The following is a 22,607-nucleotide window of genomic DNA, read 5'->3' on the forward strand; positions in this document are numbered from 1 at the left end:
CATCGTGCGCAAGCAATTTGCTAAAGGAGCGGTAGTTCAGTTGGTTAGAATACCGGCCTGTCACGCCGGGGGTCGCGGGTTCGAGTCCCGTCCGCTCCGCCAACTTAAGATGAAGGCCTCTGCAGAAATGCAGAGGCCTTTTTAGTATCAGAAAATACGAAAAGATTAAAGATAGAGTGGTATTTCTTGCCCACCTATGTTCCTCAAGGCATTTGAGCATTCATGCTTTTCGTCGCTTAGCTGATTAGACTGCCAATAAACTGCAGGCAGCCTGTCACGCATTTGGGTGCGGGTTCATTCTTATGATAATCAGCGTCCGCTCCGCCAACTTAAGACGAAGGCCTCTGCAGAAATGCAGAGGCTTTTTTCGTATGTAAAAATCAACAATGACATTTAAGTTGGACCAACAAACTTCCCGGCATTGAATACCATTCAACGCCATGGGGATGCTAGCCACTCTATAATCAGAACGTGACCTGTCTCGCGTGGGCTGGTTGATTCTTTTTATCATCATTGTCTGTGTATCACGACATCAATGTCTCGTCTAACAACGACACTTTTTTGTATCTATTGAGACTTAATGAAATTTATGAGTGTTACTCAAAATTGATGTGAACTGATAAAAGCAGAGTGTTAGTTCAGTTAGGCCAGCAATTACCGCGAGATTGCGTGTTATATATTATTCGGTGTGGATTGTTTAGATAATAAGTAGCTTGCTCGTCTGAGCTGAGGAGGCATTGTTTATTGCTGTAGCTAGTCTGTATGGAATATTAATTGGTAACTATTTAAGCAGAGGAAAAGAGTTGAATGTTACGCTTGCTCGGTATTAGTACTGCAGATAACGAATCAGATATTAATTGTTAACCGCAGTTATTGCCATGCAGGTTACTTTTATCTGCATGGCATGAGTTTGTTAGTAATCGCTTAGTCGTTCTACGATAAAGTCGACAAAACCTGTTCGGTTAATATTGAACAATACTTTTGCATTATGTGGTTTATCGGTTAATTGATAACGATCAACTACAGTCATTCCCTGTGTATATTCACCTTTAGTTTCAACGCCCACCCAACAATCAACTGCCGTAAACAAGGATGGATTAAGTAACCATGCAATGGTGCAAGGATCATGTAGTGGTGCACCAGTGAATCCCCATTTAGGATCGCGGTGATAAATCATAAAGAAGTCGAGTAGTTCAGCAACACATTGCGCGATAGGATTATTAATGGCCCTAATTCTTTCGATATCCTCATCCATTATCTGAGCTTCGTGGGTGACATCTAGTCCACACATGACTATTGGTAAGCCAGATTTGAATACCATATCAGCGGCTTCTGGGTCGACAAAAATATTAAATTCAGCAGCAGGTGTCCAGTTACCTACTCCTGCCGCTCCACCCATCAGTACGATGCTATCTATGTTTGAATGTAACTCAGGATGAGCAGCTAGAAAAAGTGCAATATTTGTTAACGGTCCTGTTGGAACTAGTGTGACGGGCTGCTTACTGTTACGCACTTTATCGGCCATCAGTTCAATAGCCGTTTGTTCTACAGGTGCAAAGGCAGGATCTGGCAATTTGGGTCCATCCAGACCACTTTCGCCGTGTACATTGTCTGCAATGATCAGATCACGAGCTAATGGTTTAGGGGCGCCACTTGCAACGGGTATATCATGACGACCCAATAGTGTTAGTACACGTAAAGCATTGTTTAACGTTTTGTCTGGTGTTTGGTTGCCTGCACTGGTAGTAACAGCTAACACATCAAGCTTTGCTGAACTAAGTGCTAAAATAAGTGAGATGGCATCATCATGACCGGGATCACAGTCGAGAATTACAGGACGTTTCATGGGTAATTTCCTTATTCTATAAGAGGGTATAATGTACCACTATGACTGTAGTGAGTTTAATGCTTAAGAACTAAAAATGTGATCTAATATACAATGGCATAGTGGTTGAAAAAAAGCTCTAGGATAACTTGCCCTAGCTTGGTGATTATTTCAATTATTCTCGGTATTAATAGTGTAATTAAACATGTCGTTATGAGTGCATTCTTGTAAAATACAGTGCTTTTTATTTAGTGGGTAAAGTTATGGATTGTCGTTTGGGTTGTGGTGCCTGCTGCATTGCGCCTTCTATCACCAGTGCAATACCAGGCATGCCGATGGGGAAACCTGCTGGGGTGCGTTGTATTCAATTAAATGCTGATAATCTTTGTATGATTTTTGGTCAGCCAGAACGTCCAGATGTTTGTGCTGAGTTTAGTGCAAGTATTGATGTGTGCGGCACGACAAATGAACAAGCTTTATGGTTGATCACTGATTTGGAGTCTTCAACATGCTAATCTGCGCTTATTATTTACCTTGGATATTTTAGATCATGCAATTAACCCGATATACAGATTTTGGTATTCGCATTTTGATGTATCTTGCAGTGCAATCTGAACGCGAAAGTTTATTTCGAATAGCTGAAGTGACCAGTGTTTTTGACCTTTCTTCAAACCACGTAGCCAAGATTATCCATCAATTGGGTAAAATGGGATATTTGCAAACTATCAGAGGTAAAAGCGGTGGTTTTAGATTGGCAAAAGCTGCTGATGAGGTGTTAATTGGACAATTGGTCCGTGATTTAGAGCATTCACTATCTCCTATTGACTGTGAATCACCTTATTGCCGGTTTACGCCTATATGTCGATTAAAAGGCGTGTTGGGTCAGGCTGTTACGGCTTATCTGGCTGTGCTTGATCAATATACTTTAGCTGATATTGTATCCAATAAATCTGAGATTTTATCTACACTACCAGACTTATCTATTTCAGTGTTGCAGTTGGATTAGGTAGACTTGCTACTGCCACATTCACGTCATCAAATAAGTGGGATGTTGGTACTAATGTGATGTCATTATCGTTTAAACGAGCTAAATTAGCGTTTAAAAATCGAATGGTTTCTGGGTAAGGATGTGCAATAACAACCAGCTTAGCTTGTTGTTTCGACTGTGTAATCATTTGTTGGAATTGCCGTTCAAGCGCACGCTCACTAACGTCGTTATCTAAAAATATGTGTCTTTTCAGTGATGGCACTCCAAGCTGCATCGCTTTGTTGCTTGCTTTGGTGTATTTAGTGGTAAAGCTATCAACAAAAAACAACTGCTGCTGTTTTAAACTCTGCATTACCCATAGCATTGGTTCATCCATTTGAGTCAGTAAACTGCCCATATGATTGTTAGCCCCTTTAGCAAACGGGATATTAGAGAACGCGCTTTGTAACTGTTGTTTAATTTGTGCCTCATTCATGTCATTGGTTAATCCTCCTGGTCCTAACGCTTTGCCATTTAAGGCTTGCATTGGCAGGTGTAACATTATTTCATGACCTTTATGATAACCATCTTGTGCCAGTTTTTGTCCTAGTGGAGTATGAGGTAATACCGATAAAGTGATCGAGCTTGGTAATGACAATGCTGCTTCGTCAGTTAGGCGATAACCAATATCGTCAATGATAATGGCTAATTTAGTCGCTGTAGCGGGCATGATGCTACATAGGCATAGTAGGAGTAATAGTAGGTTTCGCACGAATTTAGCTTACTTGGTTGTGTGAGTTTTATTGTTCAATGATATCTACATAATGGCGTGATTATAAACACAGTTATTGTCGTTGATATAGTGTTAATTAATCGGGCCGTTTACCGCTTTCTTTGGCAAGGCATAGCGCTATACCCTGTAATACGTTTAACCATTAAATATCAGTGGTGAGTGTTTTGCTATTAACGACAATAATAGGCTGGATCGACTGCCTTACCTTTATTGCGAATTTCGAAATAAAGCCCTGGTTCACTTTGTCCCCCAGAACGACCAACAAGCGCAATCGACTCGCCAGTTTTCACCATATCTCCAGGTTGTCTTAATAGTGTTTGGGCGTGACCGTAGAGGCTCATATAACCCTTGCCGTGATCAATAACTAACACCATACCAAAACCACGTAACCAGTCGGCATAAATAACTTTTCCTGATGCCACTGCATTAATATTTTGTCCTTCAGGTGCGGAAAGCACTGTCCCTTTCCAAACAATTTGTCCTGAGCGGTTGCTACCAAATCGTTTGCTCACTCTGCCGTTAGTTGGCCATTTTAATTTGGCTTTTTGACTGACTAATCCATCCATTGTTGGATTGGCTTTTGCGGCAAGCATTGCTTGTTGCACTATACGTTTTAAACTTGCCTCTTCTATTTGCAGTTGCTCTAATTCTGCCCCTTTGCTAGATAAGGTTCTTTGTAGTTGAGTCAATGTTTGTTGGCGTTGGCCTTGCTCTTTGGTTAATTGCAGCGCTTGTTGCTTTTGATCTATCACTAAAGCATTGAGTTTTTGCTTTGCTGTTACTTGCTGTTGCTTAACTTTATTAAGATCAATGCTAGTTTGCTTGAGTTGTTGAATAGCTTTTATGCGGGCATTGTTGAGAAATTGATAATACGCCAGCATGCGCTCAACAGTGGCGGGGTTTTGCTGGTTAAGCATCATCTTAGTGTAGTCATGATTACCCGCTAAATAAGCGCTAGATAACTGCTTTGATAAGGTGTCTTGCTGACTTGTTTTTAGCTTGGCTAAATCAATCTGCTGTTTATCTAAAGCGTTAATTTTGACGTTAACTTCAGCCAACGAATTTTGTGATTGATTGACTTTTTTAGCTGCTTTTGCAATCGCTTGCTCGTCACTTTTTAATAACGCAATAAGCTTCTCGCGTTGCCTTGAGGTGTCTTTGAGCGAATTTTGTTGTTGGTTTATTTGTGCTTGAATAGACTTCAAAGCCGACTGGCGTGAAGACAAATCAGCACTATTTGCCGTAAATGAAAAGATTAGAAAGCCAGCAACAATGCTGGCTTTAATAAATAAACGAGTTATCACGAGTTAATGTTTACTCTTTAAGGTCAATGATACAGCGTCCACTCATTTCTTTCGGGATGCTTTGGCCCATTAAGGTTAACATAGTTGGCGCAATATCGCTCAAGCGTCCACCATCTTTTATTACGGCATCACGACCGACATAAACGAACGGTACCAAGTTACTGGTGTGAGCTGTAAATGCTTGTCCGTTAGAAGGATCTTTCATTTTTTCGGCATTACCATGATCGGCAGTAATCAAGCATTCGCCATCCACTTTAGCTAATGCTTCAACGACACGACCAATACATGCATCAACCGCTTCACAAGCTTTAACTGCGGCATCAAAGTTACCGCTATGGCCGACCATATCACCATTTGGATAGTTACAAATGATCACATCATATTTTGTAGATTCTATCGCCGCGACCAATTTATCGGTTAATTCAGTCGAGCTCATTTCAGGTTGCAGATCATATGTAGCGACCTTAGGCGACTGAATTAAAATACGATCTTCCCCTTCGAATGGCTCTTCTTTACCGCCATTGAAAAAGAATGTCACATGGGCATATTTTTCAGTTTCTGAAATACGCAGCTGGGTTTTATCCAAGTTTTGCAGGGTTTCACCTAAAGTATTCACTAAATCACTTGATGGATAGGCTACCGGAGCATTAATGTCTGCAGCGTAGTCAGTTAACATCACAAAGTTGATTTTTGGTGTTTTATTACGTTTAAAACCGTCAAAATCTGGATTCACGAAAGTGCGAGTGATTTGGCGAGCACGATCTGCACGGAAATTCATAAATATCAGTGAATCATTATCGCTTAATACGGCAGCTTCGCCTTGTGCATCAACAATTGCAGATGCTGCAACAAACTCATCGTTTTCATCACGAGCATATGCCGCTTCAAGCGCTGCTGGTGCAGAAGCATAAGTAAACTTACCTTTAGCTTCGGTGATTAATTCGTAGGCTTGCGATACGCGATCCCAACGATTATCACGATCCATGGCAAAATATCGACCGATAATTGATGCTGTTCGGCCATGACCTAATGAGGCAAATAGCTCATCAAAATGAACCAAACTATTTTTAGCGCTACGGGGTGGCGTATCACGGCCATCTAGAAAGGCATGTAAATACACTTTCGTTGCGCCGCGTTCAACAGCCATACGGCACATAGCTTCAATGTGCTCTTCATGGCTGTGTACACCACCGGCAGATAATAGTCCCATAATGTGCACCGCACCGTTTGCGGCAATGGCTTTGTCTACAGCATCGCAAAGTGCAGCGTTTTGTTCAAACTCATGGTCTGCAATTGCTTTACTGATGCGGGTGAGTTCTTGATAAACAATTCGGCCAGAACCAATATTGATATGGCCAACTTCAGAGTTACCCATTTGACCATCGGGTAATCCGACGTCAATACCAGAACCTGAAATAAGACTGTGAGGGTATTGTGCATTGAGTTTATCTAAGACAGGAGTGTTTGCATGAAAAACCGCGTTATCTTGCGTGTCTTCACTGTAACCCCAACCATCAAGGATAAGTAATGCGAGTGGACGTTTTTTAGCCATTTGCAAGTACCTTATTAAGTTAAAATAGAAGTGTTATAAAATTTCAATTGTATGAATATTACTACTTATCGATAGTGTGCAAAAGGCATATAGGTTTGAAGATATAACTAAAGCAGCTGATAACGAGGGGCGAGTCACGAATAACTCGGCGTAAACCGTTTATTTTAGGTGTTTCTTTAATGAAAACTGCCGAGCAAAACGATATACTCGAGGCCATCTCATCTTAGTCATCGTCAGAGAAATCAGTAATTATGCAAGAATATATGGAATTTTTTAAAGCGAACCCAATGTTAAGCTTAGCGTGGGTCGGCTTGTTTGTAGCACTTGTTGTTAGTGTCATTAAATCTGGTACATCAAAAGTGAAGAATGTCAGTCATCAAGAGCTAACACTCATGGTGAATAAGCAAGATGCCAAACTCGTTGATGTGCGTGGCAAAGAAGAATTTAAGAAAGGCCATATTGTTGATTCACTCAATGTGACCTTATCAGAAATTAAAAATAATCAAGTCACTAGCCTTGAAAAGTTTAAAACCAGCCCCATTATATTAGTATGTAACTCAGGTATGACATCAGGCCAAGCAGCTCAACTTCTTACTAAACAAGGATTTGAAAACGTGTTTAACCTTAAAGGTGGCATGGGCGAATGGCAAGGTGCTAATTTACCAGTCGTTAAAAGCAAGCGTTAATATCGTTGCTTAATGGTATTCAGTGTTAACGAATTTGGGTATGAGTTAACACGGTTTATTATCAAGATCTTGTTCGTTATTATTTATCGAGCTGGATCAACTTTACGGGATAGCACTAATGCTAGATTAATTCTTTATGCATTGAGTGAAAGCCCAACACAATTAGCTTCACAGAAAAGCTAAATAACATTGATAGGTAGGAAATTATGGCTGAAGTAGCAAACAACGAAGCACAAGCACCACAGTTCAACATTCAGCGTATTTATACAAAGGATTTGTCTTTTGAAACGCCAAACAGCCCAGCTGTTTTCCAGAAAGAATGGAACCCAGAAGTAAAATTAGATTTAGATACTCGCAGCAACAAATTGTCTGACGACACATATGAAGTGATTTTATCACTGACAGTTACCGCTAAAAATGGCGAAGACACTGCATTTTTATGTGAAGTTCAGCAAGCGGGTATTTTCTCGATTGTTGGTTTAACTGAGCAACAACTTGCCCATTCTTTAGGTGCATATTGCCCTAACGTATTGTTCCCATACGCACGTGAATTAGTTGGCAACTTAGTTGGCCGTGGTACTTTCCCACAACTAAACCTTGCTCCAGTGAATTTTGATGCTCTATTTGCTCAGTACGTTCAACAGCGTCAAGCTGCTGCAACTGAAGAAGCAACTGCATAATTTATGAATAACGCTGCCGAAATTACGGTATTAGGGGCGGGGTCTTATGGCACCGCCCTTGCTATTTCTTTAGCCAGCAACGGCCATAAGACATTGCTTTGGGGTCACGATCCTAAAAGCATGCAAGTGTTAGCGGAAAGCCGCAGTAATGAACGTTTTTTGCCTGGCATTCAGTTTCCTGATTGTTTATCCATCGAAGCTGATTTAGGCAAAGCCTTAGCCGCTAGCAAGAATATTTTGGTTGTTGTACCAAGCCATGTATTTGGTGACGTGCTTAAGCAAGCAAAACCATTATTGCGTGACGACGCACGTATTGTGTGGGCGACCAAGGGCTTAGAGCCTGAAACTGGCCGTTTATTACAAGATGTTGCTCGTGAGCAATTAGGTGAACATTATCCACTCGCTGTGTTGTCTGGGCCTACGTTTGCCAAAGAATTAGCCGCTGGTTTACCTACCGCTATTTCGGTTGCGGGTACATGCCCACAGTTTACCCATGACTTGGTCGAATTGCTTCATAGTCCAAAACGCTTGCGTGTATACGCAAATGACGACTTTATCGGCATACAATTAGGCGGAGCGGTTAAAAACGTGATTGCCATTGGTGCAGGTATGTCCGACGGTATTGGTTTTGGTGCAAATGCACGCACCGCACTCATTACTCGTGGTTTAGTGGAACTGAGTCGCTTAGGTGAAGCTATCGGCGCCGATGCATCTACTTTTATCGGTATGGCTGGTTTAGGTGACTTGGTACTAACCTGTACCGATAATCAGTCGCGTAACCGTCGTTTTGGTTTGGCTTTAGGTCAAGGCAAAGACGTGATCACCGCCCAAGAAGAAATCGGTCAAGTAGTCGAAGGTTATCGAAACACTAAAGAAGTGTTTACCTTAGCCAAACGCCTAGGGGTAGAAATGCCGATCACCGAGCAAATTTACCAAGTGTTATACCAAGGTAAAGCACCCGTTGAAGCAGCAAAAGAGTTACTCAGTCGAGACAAAAAATCTGAAACACTGAAGAAATAGTGCAACAGAGCGGCTAAGTTAACCGTGAGTAGATACCAAAAAGGATGCTAAAATAGCATCCTTTTTTGCATTTAATATTTATCAATTAAATACAAAACAACCCATTTAAAGTGTGGAGTAAAACGTGAAACATCATGACGTAATTATTATCGGCGCCGGCGCGGCAGGATTAATGTGTGCTGCAACCGCGGGCTATCGAGGTCGTGATGTATTGGTGCTAGACAACGCCAAACAAGCGGGCAAAAAAATTCTTATCAGTGGTGGCGGACGTTGTAACTTTACCAACCAAAAGGTTGAGCCGCACCAGTTTATTTGTGGCAATCCACACTTTGTAAAATCAGCATTAGCTCGCTATCGTTCAAGCGATTTTATTGAGCTGGTTGAACGTCATGGTATTGAATACCATGAGCGCGAGCATGGGCAGTTATTCTGTAATGACTCAGCCAAAGAAATCGTCACCATGTTAATGACTGAATGCGAATGGGCCGGCGCTAAAGTAAAGCTGCGTACTGAAATGCTATCTGTTATTAAAACAGATACAGGATTTAATTTAACTACCTCAAATGGCGACTTTAGCTGCGAGTCGTTAGTGATAGCGACTGGCGGTTTGTCCATGCCCAAATTAGGTGCTACGCCTTATGGCTATAAGCTGGCAGAGCAATTTGGTTTAACTGTGTTATCTACCAGTGCTGGTTTAGTTCCATTTACGTGGCATGCCGAACAAAAAGTGCGCTTTGAGCCGTTATCGGGTATTGCCGTGCCAACAACCATTACCGCCCAAGACGGCACTCAATTTAGCGAGGCCTTGTTGTTTACTCATCGTGGTCTATCAGGCCCAGCAGTACTGCAAATTTCTAATTATTGGCAACCAGGTGAAGCTATTTCTATCAATTTATTACCGGGTGAAAACGCGTTAGATAAAATTGAATTTGCACTAAAACATCATCCAAAGCAAAGCCTACGCAATACCTTAAGCCAGTGGTTACCTAAGCGTTTGGTTGAAACACTATTTGACGAGTCTCAACTCGATAAAGCATTAAACCAACTCGGCCACGGCGAGCGAGAAAAACTTGCTAACGACTTAAACGACTGGTCTATTACCATGAATGGCACCGAAGGTTACCGCACCGCAGAAGTCACTTTAGGCGGCGTTGACACCAATGAATTATCATCTAAAACCATGCAAGCTAATAAGGTCTCTGGATTGTACTTTATTGGTGAAGTAATGGACGTAAGTGGTTGGTTAGGTGGATTTAATTTTCAATGGGCTTGGTCATCTGGTGTCGCAGCTGGATTGGTTGTTTAATTGTGTGTAGAGACAATAAAGTTTGCCCGTAAGCACTCATTACCCGTAGCGGCTAACTCGTTGTTTTTAATAATTCTACAAGCTGGACTGAGGCCGACGCTAAAACGAAAAGCTGATCAAAAGAGCGCCCTTACGGGTAAACTCTTTGTGATGATTTCGATCCTAAGAGCATTTTTATTGTTCTGCACAAGATCTATCGCTCAAAAATTACTTAATCTCTTATCCTGTAACATACTTTTTTTACTTAATCGTGTAAGTTAATCATGTAAATCAATTGTGAACTTTTTTGAGTCTTTAATCAGCAGGCTCTCACAATTGTCGTTAGCTTAGTGAGGGGTTGTTGGAAATGTTAAAGTTGAACGTTATTTTTTATTCTGCGCTATTGGCATGCTTTGCTACATCTACATCTACAGCTACTGCCGATGAATCAAACTCTTTCGATCTTAGTCTGCAAGAGTTGCTGAATGTTGAGGTGACTTCGGTATCAAAACAAAAGCAGCCTTTATCGAATTCACCCGCTGCAATCTATGTCATCACAAGCGAACATATACGTAATTCTGGTGCTACTTCTATCCCGCAAGTACTTCGAGATGTGCCAGGGCTGCATGTCGGGCAGATTGACTCTCAAAAGTGGGCCATCAGTAGCCGTGGTTTTAATGGGCGCTACAACAACAAATTACTGGTCTTGATGGATGGCCGAACCCTTTATTCTCCAATATTTTCAGGTGTCTACTGGGAGGTTCAGGATACGCTGATGGCCGATATTGAGCGCATTGAAGTTATACGCGGGCCCAGCGCGGCAATGTGGGGCGCCAATGCAGTAAACGGTGTGATTAATATTATTACCAAACACAGTGCTGATACATCTGGTGGTTATGCAGAATTGGGGGCTGGAGATTATGAGCAAGGATTTGCAGGTTTTCGTTATGGTTCCACATTATCAGATAATGCAACATCAAGAGTGTATGTAAAAGGCCATAGCAGAGACTCGCTTGAGTATAATTCGCAAGATCTCGATAGCGGTCTTGCGGAGCAATTAGCCACTGTTGATAAAGACAACGATTGGATGCATCTTCAAGTGGGAGGCCGCGTTGATATGGAGCTTGATACGGGCACAAGCCTTATGTTGAGCAGTGATGTGTACCGCACTGAAATGCAGCAGACCTCTTATTACCCTTCATTAGTTGGTCCGTCATATCGTGACTTTAATAGTAATGACATCAACAGCGATGGCTTTAATTTATTATCAAAACTCACCAAAGCGTTATCGCCAACCTCTCAATATAGCCTTCAAGCTTACTACGATTATGCAAAAAGAGACGATGATTGGTATGGGTTTAGTAGTGAAACGGTTGATGTTGATTTTCAGCATCAGCTACTTGTTGGACAAAATCATAATATTATCTGGGGACTCGGTTACCGCTTTATTCAAGATGATTTCGACCAAAGCACTATTATTGTAAGTAGCGAGTCAGAATCAACTCGAACCAATTTGTGGAGCGCATTTATTCGTGATGAAATTACGTTAGTTGATGATGAGTTGTGGTTGACGTTAGCATCACGTTTCGAACACTATGACTACACAGGCTTTGAGGTTCAACCGAATGCTCGCCTGATGTGGCAGTTGAATAAAAAAAATAATCTGTGGGTCTCTGTTGCACGCGCAATCAGAACTCCGTCGCGGATAGAAAATAATCTATCGGTGAACTCACAAATCATACCGCCTTCAGTTCAGTCACCTTTGGTTAGTATATGGGTGGCTGGTAACGAGGATTATAAATCTGAAGTCATCATTTCGTATGAGGTAGGTTATCGATTTACGCCCGCTAAAAAATGGTCATTTGATTCAACAATTTTTTATAACGATTATGACCAATTGCGCAATGCTCCAGCCGGTGCAACAGATTTCAGTACATTTCCCAATTACATTTCGCAATACTTAACATTCAGTAATGATCTTGATGGATATAACTATGGATTCGAGCTCTCATCTCAGTGGGCTGCAACTGATACTATCCAATTCAAAGTAAATTATAGTTTTACTCAAAATGAATTTGGTGCCAATCAAAGTCAAAATACTGATGCCCCAGAGCATATGATATCGACAATGATGGATTGGAGCATTAGCGATAATGTTGATTTTAATCTAGTTTGGCGTGTTATTGATGAAGCTTACGTATTGAATATCAATGACCTTAGTACTAAGGAAATTGATAGCTATAGCGGAGTTGATTTAGGACTGCACTGGAAGGTTAAGCCTGATGTCATGTTATCAGCGTTCGGGAAAAATTTACTTTCTCCTGCAAACCTTGAGTTTGAAGGAGAAAGTTACCAACTCCCTTATCGTGTGGGACCAAGTTATTATATTAAAGCTACTTTGACCTTTTAGGGTAGCAACATTGAAAAACTCAAATTTAAGTCGACAGTTACTGTATTCATTATTGGTCGTGGGAGCTATTTTGCTTCCGCGAGTCTCTATGGCGCAGAACGCATTCGAGTTAAAAGCGGCATTAACCTATAACTTTGCTAAGTTTACTCAGTGGCCTGAAGCGCGTCTTAATACCTCATCTGCATGGAAAATATGTTTTTTCGGAAATCAATATCACGACAGTTTCATGGGACTTTCCGATAAAACGCTGGGAACTCAGTCTGTGATGGCCATTGAGTTATCTGGAATAAGCCAAATCGATCAGTGCGATGTTGTATTTGTAGACACTAACTCTAGGGAGTTAACCCATAGATTGTTAGTGGCTGTCGATAATAAGGCTATTTTAACGGTTTCGGATATCACAGGTTTTGCAATGCAAGGCGGGATGATTGAAATCGTCGAGCAAGATAAGCGATTGTATTTTAAAGTTAATATACAAGTGGTAGCAAAATCTGGATTAACTATCAGCTCTCAAGTATTGAAATTGGCACTTGAGGTTAAGCGATGAAAGTAATGAATTTGTCATCGAAGTTTATCGTTTAACATAATGCTTAGCGATATTATCGCGAGCAATAGTCTATCAGCAATTATGTTTAATCCTTTCGAGGTAGTCAAAAGAGGTTAACTTGCTAATGATATTACTGGATTGGCCGATAGTCATATTTATGTCATCAAAAATTAACAGAAGATCAAAATTGAGATATTTGACGATTCATTTTTGGTGGGTTGTTGATAAAATGTTAATGGATTTACCATTGAACATACTTTAAACTTAATCGAATAAGTTGTTTGTGTGATTTAATTTTTTGAAAATAAATTGGCATTGTTGTCTTTGGCTTGGTGAAGGAATTATTGAAAATGTTAAAGCTGAAAATGACTTTTTATTCTGCATTATTTATTTTTTCTGCGAGTTCTACAGCTATAGCCGCTGATTCTGACTCTTTAGATCTCAGTCTACAAGAGTTAATGAATGTTGAAGTGACTTCTGTATCAAAACAAAAGCAGCCTCTATCCAATTCACCAGCAGCAATTTATGTTGTTACAAGCGAGAGTATTCGTCGCTCTGGTGCGACCTCAATTCCACAAGCGCTTCGCGATGTGCCAGGGTTACATGTAGCACAGATTGACTCACAAAAGTGGGCCATTGGAAGTCGTGGTTTTAATGGGCGCTACAATAACAAATTATTGGTATTGATGGATGGCCGAACTCTTTATTCTCCAGCATTCTCCGGTGTCTATTGGGAAGTGCAAGACACGCTTATGGCTGACATTGAGCGTATCGAAGTCATCCGTGGTCCAAGTGCTGCTTTGTGGGGGGCGAATGCGGTTAATGGTGTGATTAACATTATCACTAAACACAGTGCCGACACATTAGGAGGCTATGGAGAGCTAGGTGCCGGAGATTATGAGCAAGGCTTTGCTGGTTTTCGTTATGGATCAACATTGTCTGACAAGGTCACGTCGAGAGTATATTTGAAAGGCCATGAAAGAGATTCGTTTGAGCTTGACCTAAATGATCTTGAGAGTGACTTACTGGTACCATTTGCCGATGCAGGCAAAGATAATAGCTGGCAGCATCTGCAATTAGGTGGGCGCATTGATATTCAGCTAGAGACAGACACAAGTCTCACGTTAAGCAGTGACTTTTACACATCTAAAATGCAGCAAGCACCTAATATTGCATCAACAGAAGCGCCGCTATATCGAAATTATTATACTGACGAAGTCAAAAGTGATGGCTTTAACTTGTTATCAAAGTACACCAAAGCATTATCGGCAACCTCTGAATATAGTGTGCAAACTTATTACGATTATGCCAACAGAGATGAAAATTTGTATGGTTTAAGCAGTGAAACCTTTGATGTTGATTTTCAGCATCAGTTAATTATTGGGCAAAATCATAATGTTGTTTGGGGATTAGGATACCGTTATATACAAGATGAGCTCGGATCCAGCCCTATTCTAGAAAGTAGTGAGGCTTCCTCGACAAATACTGATTTGTGGAGTGCGTTCATCAGTGACGAAATTATGCTAGTTAAAGACGAGTTGTGGCTTACTCTGGCTTCGCGTTTTGAACAAAATGACTATGCAGGTTTTGAAGTTCAACCCAATATTCGTCTTAGGTGGCAGTTAGATACAAGAAACAGCGTATGGACTTCTATTGCTCGAGCAGTGCGAACCCCATCAAGATTAGAAAACAATATATCTGCAAATGCCCTTAATATACCGCCTTCTGACGTGGCCCCGCTGGTTAAGGTATGGGTGTCAGGTAACGACAATTTTGAATCCGAAGAAATGGTCTCATACGAGATAGGATATCGTTTTATTCCGGCAAGCCAATGGTCTTTTGATACTACCGTATTTTATAACGATTATGGCAAACTGCGCAGCGTGTCAGAGTCTGACAGTACAATTGATTTCAGTACATTCCCTAATTATATTTCGCAATATGTCTTATTTGGCAATAGTTTGGATGGATATAACTATGGGGTTGAATTATCTTCGCTGTGGGTTGCAACTCACTCACTTCAGTTAAGAGCCAATTACAGCTTTATCCAAAGCGAATTTGGTGGCAGTTTAAATCAGAATACTGATGCACCTGAGCATATGTTATCAACAATAATCGATTGGAATATTACCGATGATATAGATGTTAACTTCGTATGGCGTTTTATCGATAACAATAACGTGATAAGCCAAAACGGCACAAGTATGAAGACAATTCCTAGCTACCATAGTGTGGATATTGGGCTACGCTGGATGGTTACGCCGGATGTCTCATTATCGGTGTTCGGGAAAAATTTGCTTCATCCTACCCACCTTGAATATGAAGGAGAAAGCTTACAATTTCCTTATCGGGTGGGACCAAGTTACTTTGTTAAAGCGACGTTAAGCTTTTAAGGTCGCCACAATGAAAAAAGCTAATTTGAGTCGACAGATACTGTATTCATTATTGGTTGTATTTGTGCTGCTTCCGCGTTCATCTATGGCTATGTCCCAGGACTCGTTTGATTTAAAAGCGGCGTTTACCTATAACTTCGCGAAATTTACCCAGTGGCCAGAATCGCGACTTAATACACCATCTGCGTGGAAAATATGTTTCTTTGGAAATCAATATCGCGACAGTTTTATGGGGCTTGCGAAGAAAAAATTGGTGACTCAATCAATCGCGGCTATTCAGCTATCAGAAACAAGTCAAATCGAACAGTGTGATGTGGTATTTATCGATGCTAACTCTAGGGATTTAACTCGTCGTTTGTTTTTGGCTGTCGATAATAAACCTATTTTAACGGTTTCAGATATCTCGGGATTTGCGGTGCAAGGAGGCATGATTGAAATCGTTGAAAAAGATAAACGATTGTTTTTCAATATTAATATTAAAGTGTTAGAGGCTTCAGGGTTGGATATCAGTTCACAAGTATTGAAATTGGCACTTGAGGTTAAACGATGAAAATAATGAATTTTGCATCAATTCGAACAAAATTGATTTTTTCAATGCTAGCGATCGCTATTCTTGTCATTGTCATTATCTCAGCATCATTAATCACTAAGCAATATGCAGTGACTAAAGAGAAAGCTGAGCAAGGTTTAGCTGTGCTAAGTGATATTGTGGCGAGCAATAGTCTGTCAGCGGTTATTTTTAATGATCCATCGTCAGCCGAAAAGACTTTATCCGCGCTCATTGCTCAGCCAGATATCATCCACGCGACTATTTATGATCCTGCAGGTAATCCATTTGCTGCTTACCAAGGTCATGGGGTTTATCAAGGCGTTATTGACCAGCAGGAATTATTGAATCTTATTTCTTCGAAGAAAAAGCTGACGCAATTTAACAATGATGGAGTGCACTCATATACCCCTTTGCTTTTTGAAGGTGAGGTGGTGGGCTTGTTACATATTACGGATAATATGAACGCACTCACTAAGCAACTGGATGATTATTTAGTGTTGGTTACTTCAGCCAGCATATTGGCTTTTACGGCGAGTTTATTGGTGATGTTTTGGTTGCAATCTTTATTCACCAAACCACTTAATACGCTTTTGGAAGTTATAGAACATATCTCAAATAAAAAAGACTATACGCAACGAGTCAACCTCAAATCGAATGATGAATTTTCTCAGCTGGCGCACAGCTTTAATGTGATGATCGGCGAGGTTGATGCCCGAGGCAGGCAATTAGAAACGATTAATCATGAACTCGAAAATCGTGTTTCAGAGCGCACGTTTGAACTGCAACAAACCCTTGAAATTGCCAAAAAAGCCAGTCAGGCAAAGTCTGAGTTTTTAGCGGTGATGAGTCATGAGATTAGAACGCCACTGAATGGTATTGTTGGTTTTTCTGATTTACTGACTTCTTTTAAATTAAATAAAGAAGTGTCTAACACGGTACAGATGATCAACGAGTCTGCGCAAACATTATTGGTGTTGCTGAATGAAGTGCTGGATTTCTCGAAAGCCGATGCCAATAAAATGGATTTAGACATCAAAACTTTTAATTTACCTGATCTTGTCACCTCCACATGTCATTCACATAAAGTGTCGGCAGGGAAAAAGGGTCTGGATTTTGAGGTGGTCATATCGCCATTGAGCCACGAAAATTACTTGGGTGACGCTGTCAGAGTACGACAAATTATTAATAACTTTGTCTCAAACGCGATAAAATTTACCCGCCAAGGTGCTATTTCTATAGCGGTGAGTGAGCACATGGAGGCGTCTGATACTTATATTACTTTTACCGTTAAAGATACCGGTATTGGCATTGCGGCATCAAAATTAGAGAGCATTTTCACCCCATTTATGCAAGCTGATAGTACGATTACCCGTGAGTTTGGTGGAACGGGTTTAGGTTTGGCTATTTGCCAACAGTTAGTCGTATTGATGAATGGCCGTTATGGTGTTGAAAGTACGTTAGACGAAGGCAGTCGTTTTTGGTTTAGCATTCCCCTTGTGCCACAAGATAACTCAATATCAACAGCTACTGTAGACGTTGAGCCAGATGATCATGTTCAGGCAGTGTTCCGACAATCTATAGTGTTAGTTGCAGAAGATAATGTGGTCAATCAGTTGGTGGTAAAAAGCTTGTTAGAGTCTTTAGGGCATCAATGTGAAATTGTAAATAATGGTCAAGAAGCCATCGCCAGAGCCAGCGAGAAAAAGTTTGATCTCATCTTTATGGATTACCATATGCCGGTAGTTGATGGGATAGTTGCAACTCAAGCGATAACTGACTTAGGTCAGAGTTGCATTAATTATGAAACCCCTATCATCGCACTTACTGCCGACATTCAACCGAATGTAAAAAGGCTATTCCGTAACGCAGGCGCTAAAGATACGCTGTTAAAACCTTTTACTCGTCAGAATCTATCAGAATGCATGAATAGATGGGTTTTTGAGTCTGAGAGTCCTGTTGCCGTGGTCGAGGAAGTTCAGAGCGAGGAATCGTTAGTATTTGTTGATGGGCCCCTTGATGACATTCAACAAATTTCGCCTGATGACTCAAGTGATCTGGTGAAAAGTATAGCGGATTTGTATTTAGAAAATGCACCAGTATTGATTAGTAATGTTATTAAAGGGTTAATAGACAAGGATGCCGATCAAGTCTTTAAATCAGCACACTCACTAAAGTCCAGTTCGGCCAATGTAGGGGCGATAAAAATTCAGACGTTAGCGAGTCAAATTGAGTTGTTTGCACGTAGTGGTAAGTTGAGCGATGCCAATCATCTCTCAGACACATTATTGCCTGTGTTTGAACAAACTAAAGAGGCAATATTGCTAAAGTTAGAGAGGCTTGTCTAATGTCGTTAAATACACTTCAAGATGTGGTATTAATCGTTGATGATGATCCCGTCATTCGAATTCTGATGCGTCGGGCACTAAGCCATTCTGTTGGCAATATTATTGAGGCCAGCAGTGGCGAAGAGGCGATACAGCTTTTTTCCGAACATACACCAGATTTAATATTGCTCGATGTGTCGATGGACAAAATGAATGGCTTTGAATGCTGTTCAGTGATCCGTTCATTACCCGAAGGGGATAATGTCGCCATTATTATGGTGACAGCATTAGATCAACCTCAAGACATTCAAAAAGCCTTCGATGTGGGTGCAACAGATTTCATGACCAAGCCGGTTAAGTGGCCGTTGCTCAGTCACCGCATTCATTATGTGCTTAAAGCCAATAAAACAATCAAAGAGCTAACCAAAAGTAAAAACAAACTTGCCAGAGCACAAAGTATTGCTCACCTGGGCTCATGGGAGTGGGACTTTACATCCGATAAGTTAGACTGCTCTGATGAAGTTTATCGTATGTTGGGAATGCAACCTCAAGAGATAGACATTACGTTTTCTAAATTGCTAGAAATCATCCACCCAGATGATCGTGAATTTTTAAAATTAACGGTTAAAACAGCGTTAAAGCATCGGCAACCCTATGATATTGAATATCGTGTGTTACATGGTAGTGGTGAGATTATTACCCTACATGACCGAACAGATATCACTTATGATTTTGGTGAACCGCGAATTAATGGCACCTTGCATGATATTTCAAGCCGCAAAAAATCAGAGCAAGAAATCGCTTATTATGCCTTTTACGATACGTTAACTGATCTACCGAACAGGCGTAAATTTCTGTTGCAGTTAGACTCTGCAATTGCTTCAGCCAAACGTCACTCAACAAAATTAGCATTACTATTCATTGATTTAGATCATTTCAAAAGAATAAATGATACCTTGGGACACAAAGCTGGCGATGAGTTGTTATGCGAAACGGCGACACGGATAAAAAGTTCTGTACGTATTTCAGATGAGCTTAGTGTTGGCAGCCGGGTTGATTATGAAAATGAACATCTTGCTCGTTTGGGCGGCGATGAATTCACTTTACTTTTATGTGAGTTAGAAGCGTTTGATAATGTCGCTATTATTGCTCAGCGAGTGCTTGATGCGCTTTCGAAACCCTTTGTTATTCAGGGGCAACAAACATTTATTTCGGCCAGCATCGGTATTTCTTTTTATCCCGACGACGGTGAAACCGGCGATATTTTACTGCAGCATGCAGATACTGCCATGTATGAAGTGAAACACAACGGCAAAAATGGTTACCAACTTTTTTCTCATGAAATGCATAAATCGTTAATGGATAGGCTCAAAATTGAAGTCGAACTGCGAGAGGCTATAAGGTTAGGAGATCAGTTTGTACTTTATTACCAACCACAAATTGACTCAGCAAATGACAACATTGTTGGATACGAAGCATTATTGCGTTGGAACCATCCAACAAGAGGCTTGTTAGCTCCGATAGATTTTCTCGCGATTGCTGAAAGTAGCGGCTTGATTATCCCTATTGGAGAATGGGCTTTGCTTGAAGCTTGTAACAAAGCTAAACAGATACATATTGCAGATGCGAATTTTCAGCGCATGGCTGTCAATCTATCTGCATTGCAATTCAACCATGCAAATATTTTAGACCACGTTAAAAGCGCTCTGACTGAAACAGGTTTACCACCAAATCTACTTGAGCTTGAAATTACAGAATCAGCCATCATCAGTAACGTCGATGAGGCGATTGCTTTGCTATTTATGTTAAAAAAACTAGGTGTGAAGTTAGCTATTGATGATTTTGGAACCGGCTACTCTTCATTAAACTACTTAAAGAGTTTCCCCATTGATACATTAAAAATTGATAAGTCGTTTGTAGATGGAATTGTGAGCAATCAAAAAGATGCCGCAATCGCTCGCACAATCGTGCAGTTAGCACTTAATTTAGAGCTCAGTACCATTGCTGAAGGTGTCGAGTATATAGAGCAGCATGAGTTACTTAAGGCTATGGGATGTACTAATTTACAAGGTTATTTGTATAGTAAACCCTTACCTCCGGAAATGGTTTAATTGTTATGTAATAGGCGCTCAAAATTGGCCATTAACGTAAATTGGTGGCAGTAAAAAGGGGCCGATTTAAATGAGCACGCCAAGAACTTTTTAATATCATTAATTCTTTAAGCCGATCAATTCATATTGAATCGGTTTTTTTTGTACCTTTACTTGTATATGTAAACTTTCGTATATACACTTGATCGTATGTTTTTACTTCTTGTTTATCCGTTATGAAAAAGAAAACTGTGTTGTTTCTATGTACTGGCAATTCGGCGCGTTCGCAAATGGCTGAGGCGTTGTTACGCAATAAAGCGGCTGATCAATTTGATGTGTTTAGTGCCGGGACATCGCCAGAGCAAGTCGATGTTCGAACTATTGAGGCTATTACTCGCTTCGGTATTGATGCGGGTGATTTAGTGTCTAAGCACCTACAGACTTTTGCCGGCAAAGACTTCGATTATGTTATTACCCTATGCGATAAAGCCAATAATGAATGTCGTAGTTATCCTGGCGCGGGTAAGCAACTGGCATGGGACTTTCCCGATCCTAAAAATCGCGCAGGCGAGCAACCATTTTTTTTGACTTTACGCGATATAAATAACCGCCTGACGATGTTTCTGTTAGTGGAGCAACAAACTACGGGTCTAAGGCCATTTGAGTTGGTGCCCGAAGCCGAAGCACCTGAATTCAAAGAAGTTGACCCCATTACATTTTATAAATGCCTTACCGATGACATTCGCTTAAAAACCTTAATGTTGACCCATTATCATGGTGAGCTGTGTGTATGCGAGTTAATGGCGGCGCTTGATGAAGAGAGCCAACCTAAAGTATCGCGCAATTTAGCCTTATTGAAAAAGGCCAATATTCTAAGCGACAGAAAACATGGCCAATGGGTGTTTTATCGTATCAATTCTAATTTACCTCTCTGGGCCAAATCAGTAATAGCAGAAACCACCGAAAACAACCTTGGCTTGATAATGCCGTCATTACAGCAATTACACACAATGCAAAATCGGCCAAATAAAGTGAGCTTTTGTAGTTAAGCTGTTGTTTTAAAGTGTGTTTTAAAAGTTGCTTTAATCGATATTTATATATTTTCTAGTTGTGTGGAGTCATTTTTATGGGAATATTTGAACGGTTTCTATCGGTATGGGTTGGCTTAAGTATGTTGGCTGGGGTGTTGTTAGGTTTATGGCAACCCGGAGTATTTCAAGTTATTGCCAACCTTGAAATCGCCCACGTTAACTTGGTGGTTGCGGTGTTTATTTGGGTGATGATTTACCCAATGATGGTACAAATTGATTTTTCTTCCATAAAAGATGTTGGCCGAAATCCCAAAGGATTATTGCTGACAGTAGTCATTAATTGGTTAATTAAACCCTTCACCATGGCAGCTTTAGGTTGGTTGTTTTTTAAGGTGCTATTTGCCGACTTGGTCGATCCTGCATCTGCCCAAGAGTATATCGCAGGCATGATTTTACTCGGTGTGGCCCCTTGTACCGCGATGGTGTTTGTGTGGTCGCAACTAACCAAAGGGGATGCGAACTACACCTTAGTGCAAGTGTCGGTTAATGATGTGATTATGATTTTTGCCTTTGCGCCTATTACTGCTTTTTTGTTGGGGGTGAGCGATATTCAGGTGCCATGGGAAACCCTGCTTATTTCGGTATTACTGTATGTGCTGTTGCCTCTAATTGCTGGAGTGACAACGCGTTACTTACTTAATCGCCGCCATGGATTGGTTGCTATTAACTCCTTTCTGGCTAACGTAAAGCCTTGGTCAATTATTGGTTTATTGGCCACTGTGGTATTGCTATTTGGATTTCAGGCCGAGGTAATAGTGTCGGATCCACAAACGATAGGCTTAATTGCTGTGCCGTTGATTATCCAAACTTATGGCATTTTTATCATTGCTTATATCGCGGCCAAATGGTTAAAACTGGCACACAATATTGCTGCACCAGCTTGTTTAATTGGCACATCTAACTTTTTTGAACTTGCAGTAGCCGTGGCGATATCGCTTTTTGGTTTACATTCAGGTGCAGCCCTCGCCACAGTAGTGGGAGTGTTGGTTGAAGTGCCAGTGATGTTGTCGCTGGTGGCGATTGTTAACCGCACACAGCATTGGTTTAAGCATTAATGTGACCGCACTTTAAATTTATTGCAGCGCTAATA

Annotated in this window: 18 protein-coding genes and 1 tRNA gene; 15 read left to right on the top strand and 4 right to left on the bottom strand. The window is 40.8% G+C overall.

Annotation, left to right across the window (positions count from 1 at the left end):
* Positions 1–25: 25 nt before the first annotated feature.
* Positions 26–102: transfer RNA gene (locus tag H5181_RS01520), tRNA-Asp, on the top strand.
* Between the two features lie 811 nt (positions 103–913).
* On the opposite strand, the gene rihA is transcribed toward H5181_RS01520, so the two are convergent.
* Complete coding sequence (gene rihA, locus H5181_RS01525; RefSeq protein WP_059746020.1) at positions 914–1,846, bottom strand: pyrimidine-specific ribonucleoside hydrolase RihA; 933 nt, start codon at positions 1,844–1,846, stop codon at positions 914–916.
* Positions 1,847–2,088: 242 nt separating this feature from the next.
* Between rihA and H5181_RS01530 the strand changes: the two genes are divergently transcribed.
* Positions 2,089–2,340, top strand: a complete 252-nt coding sequence (locus tag H5181_RS01530) for a YkgJ family cysteine cluster protein (protein ID WP_011639430.1) — start codon at positions 2,089–2,091, stop codon at positions 2,338–2,340.
* A gap of 35 nt (positions 2,341–2,375) precedes the next feature.
* Positions 2,376–2,831: an Rrf2 family transcriptional regulator gene (locus tag H5181_RS01535; protein WP_059746021.1), complete on the top strand. Its 456-nt coding sequence runs from the start codon at positions 2,376–2,378 to the stop codon at positions 2,829–2,831.
* Here H5181_RS01535 and H5181_RS01540 read toward each other — a convergent pair.
* The 3 genes from H5181_RS01540 to gpmM form a co-directional block, all read right to left on the bottom strand.
* A complete protein-coding gene (locus tag H5181_RS01540) occupies positions 2,806–3,564 on the bottom strand; it encodes a divergent polysaccharide deacetylase family protein (RefSeq protein ID WP_404948479.1) in 759 nt (252 codons plus the stop codon). The two genes, H5181_RS01535 and H5181_RS01540, sit on opposite strands and share 26 nt — an antisense overlap.
* Positions 3,565–3,755: 191 nt before the next feature.
* Positions 3,756–4,889: a murein hydrolase activator EnvC gene (locus tag H5181_RS01545; protein ID WP_102036886.1), complete on the bottom strand. Its 1,134-nt coding sequence runs from the start codon at positions 4,887–4,889 to the stop codon at positions 3,756–3,758.
* A gap of 10 nt (positions 4,890–4,899) precedes the next feature.
* The gene (gpmM, locus tag H5181_RS01550) at positions 4,900–6,441 is read right to left on the bottom strand and encodes a 2,3-bisphosphoglycerate-independent phosphoglycerate mutase (RefSeq protein WP_182750025.1); all 1,542 of its coding nucleotides are present in this window, start codon (positions 6,439–6,441) and stop codon (positions 4,900–4,902) included.
* A gap of 251 nt (positions 6,442–6,692) precedes the next feature.
* Here gpmM and H5181_RS01555 point away from each other — a divergent pair, with 251 nt between their 5' ends.
* The 12 genes from H5181_RS01555 (at position 6,693) to arsB (ending at position 22,572) form a co-directional block, all read left to right on the top strand.
* On the top strand, positions 6,693–7,127 hold the full coding sequence (locus H5181_RS01555) for a rhodanese-like domain-containing protein (protein ID WP_011639425.1): 435 nt from the start codon (positions 6,693–6,695) through the stop codon (positions 7,125–7,127).
* A 206-nt stretch (positions 7,128–7,333) separates the two neighbouring features.
* The gene (gene secB / locus H5181_RS01560) at positions 7,334–7,807 is read left to right on the top strand and encodes a protein-export chaperone SecB (protein WP_011639424.1); all 474 of its coding nucleotides are present in this window, start codon (positions 7,334–7,336) and stop codon (positions 7,805–7,807) included.
* A gap of 3 nt (positions 7,808–7,810) precedes the next feature.
* Positions 7,811–8,827 (top strand): NAD(P)H-dependent glycerol-3-phosphate dehydrogenase, encoded by a 1,017-nt coding sequence (gene gpsA / locus H5181_RS01565; RefSeq protein ID WP_011639423.1) that lies wholly within the window; start codon positions 7,811–7,813, stop codon positions 8,825–8,827.
* 124 nt (positions 8,828–8,951) lie between these two features.
* Complete coding sequence (locus H5181_RS01570) at positions 8,952–10,133, top strand: NAD(P)/FAD-dependent oxidoreductase (protein ID WP_182750026.1); 1,182 nt, start codon at positions 8,952–8,954, stop codon at positions 10,131–10,133.
* 346 nt (positions 10,134–10,479) lie between these two features.
* Positions 10,480–12,522 (top strand): TonB-dependent siderophore receptor, encoded by a 2,043-nt coding sequence (locus H5181_RS01575; protein ID WP_182750027.1) that lies wholly within the window; start codon positions 10,480–10,482, stop codon positions 12,520–12,522.
* 10 nt (positions 12,523–12,532) lie between these two features.
* On the top strand, positions 12,533–13,069 hold the full coding sequence (locus tag H5181_RS01580; RefSeq protein ID WP_182750028.1) for a YfiR family protein: 537 nt from the start codon (positions 12,533–12,535) through the stop codon (positions 13,067–13,069).
* A 350-nt stretch (positions 13,070–13,419) separates the two neighbouring features.
* Positions 13,420–15,462, top strand: coding sequence for a TonB-dependent siderophore receptor (locus H5181_RS01585; protein WP_182750029.1), 2,043 nt, complete (start codon positions 13,420–13,422; stop codon positions 15,460–15,462).
* A 10-nt stretch (positions 15,463–15,472) separates the two neighbouring features.
* Positions 15,473–16,012 (top strand): YfiR family protein, encoded by a 540-nt coding sequence (locus H5181_RS01590; protein WP_123882324.1) that lies wholly within the window; start codon positions 15,473–15,475, stop codon positions 16,010–16,012.
* Positions 16,009–18,357, top strand: coding sequence for an ATP-binding protein (locus H5181_RS01595; RefSeq protein WP_182750030.1), 2,349 nt, complete (start codon positions 16,009–16,011; stop codon positions 18,355–18,357). The genes H5181_RS01590 and H5181_RS01595 overlap by 4 nt, the downstream gene beginning before the upstream one ends.
* Complete coding sequence (locus H5181_RS01600; RefSeq protein ID WP_182750031.1) at positions 18,357–20,447, top strand: EAL domain-containing protein; 2,091 nt, start codon at positions 18,357–18,359, stop codon at positions 20,445–20,447. The genes H5181_RS01595 and H5181_RS01600 overlap by 1 nt, the downstream gene beginning before the upstream one ends.
* 215 nt (positions 20,448–20,662) lie before the next feature.
* Positions 20,663–21,475 (top strand): metalloregulator ArsR/SmtB family transcription factor, encoded by an 813-nt coding sequence (locus H5181_RS01605; RefSeq protein WP_123778210.1) that lies wholly within the window; start codon positions 20,663–20,665, stop codon positions 21,473–21,475.
* 77 nt (positions 21,476–21,552) lie between these two features.
* Complete coding sequence (gene arsB, locus H5181_RS01610) at positions 21,553–22,572, top strand: ACR3 family arsenite efflux transporter (RefSeq protein ID WP_011639410.1); 1,020 nt, start codon at positions 21,553–21,555, stop codon at positions 22,570–22,572.
* The last annotated feature ends 35 nt before the right edge of the window (positions 22,573–22,607 follow it).

It is taken from the genome of Shewanella sp. SG44-2, assembly GCF_014164215.1.
GTDB lineage: Bacteria > Pseudomonadota > Gammaproteobacteria > Enterobacterales > Shewanellaceae > Shewanella > Shewanella frigidimarina.